The following is a 2148-nucleotide window of genomic DNA, read 5'->3' as shown; positions in this document are numbered from 1 at the left end:
CAAATCAAGAACAGCTGTATCTTTAACCTCTATTACAGATGGTGTATTGCTACCTACAGCCGCATCATCAACATATGCATTTGTAAATGTAGAACCGGCCTTTAATGCTACCGTACCTGCACTTGCTTCTATAATAGGTGCAGTAGGCTTTGCTGTAACACTTGGCTGTGAGAAATAAGCCTTATTACCGTCTACAGTAACATCACGGAAACTAAGTGCAGAACCTGCATTCTCTACCTTAAAGAGAGGACCTGTAAAGTTATCAGCTCTCTTTATAGTAGCAATATCTGTCTTTATAGGCGGTGTATTATCGTGATTATAACCTACACCATAGCTCTGGCCTGCCGGTAATGCAGAAAAGTCTGCAGTTTGAATAGTTATATCGGTACCTGCCGGAATAGTCACTGTACCATTCATAGTAGTATCCGACTGAAGGTAAATATATGCCTTCTTGGCACCATTTGCCTCGATTCGTGCTACAGCATCAGCAATACTTCCTACAGGGTTACCCATGAATCCGGCCGTACCTGCTGATGTAGCGCTACCGTCAGCACCATTATTTACATAGTAAACCGAAGGTTTGATAGATGCTACAAATGTAGCAATCTTTGTCTCTCCGGGAAGCAAGTTAAAGTAGGTTGAAAAAGCACCTGCTGAATCTCCCGGATTTATAAATCCTGATCTACTCTGTGAGAAAACCCAGTTGGTATGACCAACACCGGCTGTTGATGACCAATGTCCTGCCCATACACGGTTTTCTGAAGGGTCATTTGCATCTCTTTTTACAACACCTGCGTCCTTACCTGATGTATAAATATCAAATATAGTAAGTCCATACTGTCCACTTGTAGAGTTTTGGAAATGAACCCCCTCAAACGCTCCACCTGCACCATGAGGTGTAACAAAAATAGGAACCGCATCCTGAGATGTAACCATGGTATCTGTCTCATTACCCACCATAAAATCCACAGTACTTGAACCCGGATTATATGCAGTGTATTGAACAATAATATATTGGTCATCGTCTGAAGGTTTTATCTCCTGACGTAGCTGAACAGTATTTGTTCCGTCTGTCAAAGTAAGAACTTCACCATCATAATGATTAGCACCTGTATGTAATGCCTTTTTTGAACTTGTATAACTAGCTGAATTCGGCTCATCATTTGATGTTCCTGTCCAAGTATTCACTATTGGATCAAGAGGATTTGTCGCATCATATGGTGTACCGCCCGTTTTATTCTGTACATCAGTGCCTATACGATACGGCTTACCGAAAGCATAGTATCCATGCCACCAGTTATTCGAATACGCAGAACGAATAGTAGGTGCTATATCAGCACTGTCACCATGTGATGTCACCTGATTATCATCATAATATCCACGAGATTTATTTTCTCTTGCTGCAGAATCTGTAATACCGGCAAAGTTAAATGTGAAAGTATCTCCACCCGCTGCTGATCCATATGTATTTGTACCAACATGGTTAGTGCTTGAACCTGCCGGTCCAAAAGCAAATGCAGTTGAATCTGAAGATCCGTATGTCAAGTTTGCATTAACTCTTGAAACATACTTATTACTTGCCTCTGTAGCCGGCGCTGTTATTTCCGGATGTAAATCCTCATTCGGCAAAAGTCCCGCCGCCTGCGCAGTCATATTGCCCAGCGGAGCCCCTGTAAGGACCATGGCTCCTGCAAGCAATCCGGCAGTCGTCTGCTTGATTGTCCTTATTAAATTATTTTTCTTCATATCTCTCCTCTAACTATCTGTCAAAGAGAACAAAATCACTGTCCAAGTTGTTCAATCCGTCTGTGGCATATGTGATTTCAGCTCCCCATCTGTCATGTCTGTCGGCACTTGAATCGTAGTGATAGAATCTTCCGTTCTTCTTTCTCGGTCTGTCACTATCACTTACTCTTGCTACGAACTTTGAGTTTGAAACTACTATCCAGTTACCCTCTCCGTCCTTAAGAATCTTTGTGCCTTTGACTACTTTACCGTTTGAGTCTACGACTACATACTCGCCGTGACCTGTTCTTGTGTCCTTAAGAATACCGTACTTAAGGCTTGCATCAGCATCCAGTCTTAATCCGTTGAAGTAGAACTTACCGTCGTTCTTTGCAAGTGTGCATCTTGCTCCGATAGCCTTAC

The 2148-nt window shown here is 42.4% G+C and carries 2 pseudogenes; both read right to left on the bottom strand.

Annotation, left to right across the window (positions count from 1 at the left end):
• Positions 1-1746 (bottom strand): annotated as a pseudogene (locus HMPREF1140_RS11085) (N-acetylmuramoyl-L-alanine amidase family protein); the annotation flags it as partial.
• A gap of 13 nt (positions 1747-1759) precedes the next feature.
• Positions 1760-2148, bottom strand: a pseudogene (locus HMPREF1140_RS11080) (N-acetylmuramoyl-L-alanine amidase family protein); the annotation flags it as partial.

The sequence above is a fragment of the Lachnoanaerobaculum sp. ICM7 genome, assembly GCF_000287675.1.
In the GTDB taxonomy this organism is placed as follows: Bacteria; Bacillota; Clostridia; order Lachnospirales; family Lachnospiraceae; genus Lachnoanaerobaculum.
This window is presented reverse-complemented; position numbering and strand designations above follow the sequence as displayed.